The organism is Okeania sp. SIO2B9 (assembly GCF_010672505.1).
GTDB classification, from domain to species: Bacteria; Cyanobacteriota; Cyanobacteriia; order Cyanobacteriales; family Microcoleaceae; genus Okeania; species Okeania hirsuta.
Genome location: NZ_JAAHGK010000444.1, coordinates 1 through 5,407, shown reverse-complemented (window position 1 = coordinate 5,407; position 5,407 = coordinate 1). Strand labels below are relative to the sequence as shown.

The 5,407-nt window shown below is 34.3% G+C and carries 4 protein-coding genes; 1 reads left to right on the top strand and 3 read right to left on the bottom strand.

Annotated elements, in window-relative coordinates:
- The first annotated feature begins 66 nt into the window (after positions 1-66).
- Entirely contained in the window at positions 67-273 is a 207-nt protein-coding gene (locus F6K13_RS16495; RefSeq protein ID WP_124147615.1) for a hypothetical protein, read from the top strand.
- Positions 274-524: 251 nt separating this feature from the next.
- Here F6K13_RS16495 and F6K13_RS16490 read toward each other — a convergent pair whose 3' ends face one another.
- The 3 genes from F6K13_RS16490 to F6K13_RS16480 form a co-directional block, all read right to left on the bottom strand.
- Positions 525-1,469, bottom strand: a complete 945-nt coding sequence (locus F6K13_RS16490) for a GDP-L-fucose synthase (RefSeq protein WP_124147616.1) — start codon at positions 1,467-1,469, stop codon at positions 525-527.
- A gap of 878 nt (positions 1,470-2,347) precedes the next feature.
- On the bottom strand, positions 2,348-3,376 hold the full coding sequence (gene gmd, locus F6K13_RS16485; RefSeq protein WP_124147617.1) for a GDP-mannose 4,6-dehydratase: 1,029 nt from the start codon (positions 3,374-3,376) through the stop codon (positions 2,348-2,350).
- A gap of 384 nt (positions 3,377-3,760) precedes the next feature.
- A complete protein-coding gene (locus F6K13_RS16480; protein WP_124147618.1) occupies positions 3,761-4,492 on the bottom strand; it encodes a sugar transferase in 732 nt (243 codons plus the stop codon).
- Positions 4,493-5,407: the final 915 nt, after the last annotated feature.

Below are 5,407 nucleotides of genomic sequence, written 5' to 3'. Positions count from 1 at the left end.
ATTGTCTATTTTTTGTCCTCTAAATCTCAATTTTTTATCTCATCCAACTGATAAAAGCTATAGGTGGTGCTGCATTGTAATGGTCGTGCATTGTCCGGTAATTTTTGTTACGAGGCACGGCAGTGGGAGTCTGTTGCTGCCGTACCTGGTATTTCTGTTTGCTGTATACCACTACGCTCTGCAGAACTACCAAGCTATAAACTAGATTTAATTTTGCTTCGAGCGATGCTTGATCGCTTATACCGTTTCACTAAAGTCAGAAGTCAGAAGTGATATTTTAGGTACTTAAAACCTCTACTCTACAGTAATTTCTGTTTATTATTTGACTTCATCAGTTACCAACTATTGGTGACATTATTTTAAGTGAATTGGTATTACAACATCACTTCCTGATATTTTGAATAACTCTATGGTAAATTTTATCCAGAAAAGTTTTGAATTATATAAAAGCTGAAAGATAATTTTCTTCCAGCTCTATACTTATATCAATTAATTATAACAGATAAAATCTATATCCTTTAAACTTAGTCAGCATTTTCTCGATACCATTCAATTGTATTCTTCAGTCCTTGCTTAAAATCTACATTAGCAACAAAACCAAACTTTTCTTTTGCTTTTTGTGTATCTAAACATCGCCTAGGTTGACCATTAGGTTTATCAGTTTCCCAAACTAATTCTCCCTTGAAATCCATTAATTCACAAATTAACTCTACTAAATCACGAATCTTTACTTCATGATTAGTTCCTAAATTAATAGGATCAGATTCATTGTAAAATTGAGTTGCCATAACAATTGCTCTTGCAGCATCTGTAGAGTATAAAAATTCACGACTAGGACTACCATCACCCCAAACAGGCAATTTTTTATCTCCTCTAACTTGAGCTTCATGTACTTTCCGAATTAAAGCAGGAATTACATGGGAACTCTTAGGATCGAAATTATCTTCAGGTCCGTACAAGTTAACAGGTAACAGATAAACACCATTAAAACCATACTGTTGACGATAAGCATCCAGTTGAACTAAAAGAGCTTTCTTGGCAATACCATAAGGAGCATTAGTTTCTTCTGGATAACCATTCCAAAGGTCTTCTTCTTTAAAAGGAACCGGAGTAAATTTAGGATAAGCACATATCGAACCCACACAAACAAATTTTTCTACATTTGCTTTATAAGCACAATCAATTAATTGCACTCCCATCATCAAATTATCGTAAAATAACTCACCAGGTTTTTCCTTATTCAGACCAATACCCCCTACATGAGCAGCAAGGTGAATTATAATATCCTGTTCTTGGACAGCTTTTTGGCAAGCTTCCAGAGTCCTAAGGTCATAATCACGCGATCGCGGTACAGTAATCTTATCAGGATTAGCTCCTGCTTTATGAAGTTGATCTATAACTTGGCGTCCAAGAAAACCCGATCCACCTGTTACCAAAATTCTCTTGTTTTCTAACTCTAATTTACTCATTAAAAACCTCCAAGATTGATACTAATTAGACTTTAGCTTTAAGGTATTGTGGATTAAAATCAGCCCAATAAAAATACGGTTATACTATAGGTCTTAGAGATAGAAAAATCTCTTATTTCCTATTACTGGGATTTAATTGCTACTCAAGATTTTTCCAGCTTTAGGGTGTAGAAGAAATTTTGGCTTTCCTGAGATGATATATAGCGGTGCAAGTCAAAAGTTATAAGGTAATATCTGAGAGAGTTTTCGATGCCCAAATGCTTCCCTAGGGGATGCTACCCATTCATGTCGCGCAGCGTGTCAAACCATTTTGCTCTGCAACATTAAAAGCGTTTGCGGAGCATGACCTAGGAAAGCTTTCCGCCTGCAAAAAAGCAAACAGGATTTACCAATGTCCAAGTCCTATATGCATAGTGCTATAGAAGAAAATTTGACAATTTAAATTTTACCAAAAATTTAGGAATTATATCCAGCATTTGTACAGTCATAATCTCATAGACCTTAACTGTTAATTTTTAGTTTAACTAAACTTCTCACATTCTGCATTAGTAAACAGCTATTTATGATTGCTATAGTAGCATCTAAAAACAATCAATTCCTACTAGGACTGTAGCTAAATATCATCTTATATTGATGCCAGCTTTTTACTTCATACTTATTCTAGTGCTAGAAATGTTTTTTCTTGAATTACTCTCTACTTTTACTCATTATATTATCTAGATACACCTGATAATTCTCTCTTTCTTTTTAGCTACTTTTTCATCATCAAGTTTATTTAATTTTGATAGTGCCAAAAGACCAATAAAAGCACTATCACCTCAAAAAAATTAAGGATTACCTCAAGAGTTAAATCCTCTTAATAACTTAGCCAAAAAATTTTAATCAAAACCATTGCTCATGGTAGTAGTTTTTTCCAAAGCTTTAATATCAGAATCAACCATTAAATTTACCAACTCTGTAAATGTAACTGATGGTTTCCAACCTAACTTTTCTTGTGCTTTTGTACAATCACCAATTAATAAATCAACCTCCGCAGGACGAAGATAACGGGGGTCAAACTCTACATAATCTTGCCAATTTAGATTTACATAAGTAAATGCTATTTCTAGAAATTCTTTAATAGAATGAGTTTCATTTGTAGCAATCACATAATCATCTGGTTCCTCCTGTTGTAGCATCATCCACATAGCTCTAACATAATCCTTTGCATATCCCCAATCTCGTTTAGCATCCAAGTTACCAAGATAGAGTTTCTTCTGTTTACCCGCTACAATTCTAGCTACAGCACGAGTAATTTTACGAGTTACAAAAGTCTCACCTCGACGAGGACTTTCATGGTTGAATAATATACCATTACAAGCAAAGAGATTGTATGATTCTCGATAATTTATTGTTTGCCAGTGGGCATAAACTTTAGCACAAGAATAAGGACTACGGGGGTAAAAAGGTGTAGTTTCTTTCTGAGGTACTTCTTGGACTTTGCCAAACATTTCCGAAGAACCAGCTTGATAAAAACGAACTTCAATTCCAGTACGTTGTTGATAGTCTCGAATTGCTTCGAGTAAACGTAGAGCGCCCATTCCCACGGCATCTACTGTATATTCTGGAGAATCAAAGCTAACCCTCACATGGGACTGGGCACCTAAATTGTATATTTCTACTGGTTTAACTTCTTCCAGAATTCGACGTAGAGTAGTCCCATCAGTTAAGTCTCCATAATGTAGAAATAATCTAGCATCAGGATTATGAGAATCTTCATATATATGGTCTATCCTATCTGTATTGAAGCTAGAACTACGTCTAATAATACCATGAACTTCATAGTCCTTCTCTAACAAAAGTTCGCTCAAGTATGAACCATCTTGACCTGTAATACCAGTAATTAGTGCTCGTTTCTTTTCAGTCATTGGAGTTAATATTTACTAAGGTAATAAATTGGCATGGGAATGTCCATAATAATTAGCTCAATCGCTACAGTGCAAAAAAATAAATATATATTTATTTTTTTGTTTGCTTATATAGTTTGGTTATACTCTCTACCATCCCCAGATTTCTAGACTAACCTAAAATTGTTCTCATAACCAAGTATTTTGAGTTAATATTTATCAACTTTACTCCTTGAAAAACACTATTTCTCTCAAGCAACTAAAACTGATTTTATTTAAGCTGATCAATTTTGGTTAGTAGGTTAGAAAGATAATAGTTGGAAAAATACTATCAACCTCTAACCCCGTAATAACTTCAATTGATTTTAAATCACTTAGTCATTAATGACAAGCCAATGACAAGCCTTAGTAAGCACCATTATTTTTTGGGAAAACAACAATACCAACTGTTTTAAACATGATCCATATATCTATCCAAAAATTTCTGAAGTTTACATAAAAAAGGTCAATTTGAACTCTCTTAGGATAGGGAATATCATTGCGACCAGAAACTTGCCATAAACCTGTAATTCCCGGTTTGATTGTCAGAATTTTATCCATGTGATGACCATATTTTGGTAGTTCTTCAACCACTAATGGTCTAGGCCCTACAACGCTCATATCACCTTTCAAAACATTCCAAAATTGGGGAAATTCATCTAAACTCGTTACCCTGAGAAATTTACCTATCCATGTAATTCTAGGGTCATGTTTTAATTTAAAACTTTCTTGAAATTCTTGGCGCAGATGAGGATATGTTTCCATAATTTCTCCTAACATCTCATCTGCATTTTTCACCATAGTTCTAAACTTCAAACAACGGAAAAGCTTTCGATTTTTACCCACTCTTTCTTGAACATAAAAAACAGATCCTGGTGAGCTAAAGACAATTAGTAAAGCTATAAACAGGTAAATAGGGGCAAACAATATGAGAACCGACAGAGAAAACAGGATATCAAATAATCGTTTATAACATCCTACCTCTAGGCCCTCTAGAAATCGACTTTTTTGTCTATCTCTGGGGAGGAAAGGTTGAAAACCGTGTCCTGTAAACCCTCTAATTACCTTGCCAGAGATGAATTGGCTATCGGCAGTCATCTTACTCCTTCACTTCACACCACACACAGTCCTGATCATAAAGCTTATAGCGAAATAGAGGGCAAATTTAGTTACGAAAAAGATGACTAATTTTGGAACAGGACAATTATTTGGCTCTCGCTTCGGATACTTGGGTGCCTCTATTGATAGATTTTATACAAATATTTGATTTGTATTAATCTCAAGATTAACCATGAGGATTATGATAGTCCCATATTTATATGAAATACTAAAATTTTTGCTACAAATATAGCAATGTGCGCTGGCATATTTACAAATTGCAGGAGGTGTCCAATAGCTCAAAGTCTTACCTGACCAGTTTTTTATTCCCCCAAATGAGGTGTTCCCTATTGCCTGTTCCCTGCGCGCAGTGTTATACTTAGACTATTTAAAGAGTCATGAGGCATAAGTTATAAGTCAGTAGTCAGGAGGAATAGCCTACATATCATTTATTAGAGTAAAACTCTGTTTTTAGTCAAATCGACATTTCTGGGTAAAGTTTTTTAACCAGTTAAATTATTCGTATCATTCTTTTTTATATTTCATATTTCATATTTCATATTAGATATTTACTATACCTACTTAGTTAATATCAGCCTATACCACCAGTCAATCGGCAATTATAAATAGTCAGTAGTTAAAGTTCAAGTTGAATCTATTGCAACATGAAAGTATAGCAGTACGTTTTTTGGTTAGGACAATAAATTTAAGTGAAAAGGGAATAGGGAGCAGGGAGTTGGGAGTTGAGAATAGGGAGACTGTAGTAAAAAATATCTGAAAAATAGCCTCAAAAACTTACGTAGCAAGAATTTAACGTCAAATTAGCTTATTTGTCGATCTATCTAGGTTTTCCTCGGTCATGCTACCGAAAGAGGAATTTTGAGCCTATTGATGTATTTCCTTTTCACTTAAATA

What these genes read in the sequence shown, in the direction of transcription:
- F6K13_RS16490 (WP_124147616.1), bottom strand. Translation starts at nt 1,469, where the DNA reads ATGAGTAAATTAGAGTTAGAAAACAAGAGAATTTTGGTAACAGGTGGA.
- F6K13_RS16480 (WP_124147618.1), bottom strand. Translation starts at nt 4,492, where the DNA reads ATGACTGCCGATAGCCAATTCATCTCTGGCAAGGTAATTAGAGGGTTT.
- gmd (WP_124147617.1), bottom strand. Translation starts at nt 3,376, where the DNA reads ATGACTGAAAAGAAACGAGCACTAATTACTGGTATTACAGGTCAAGAT.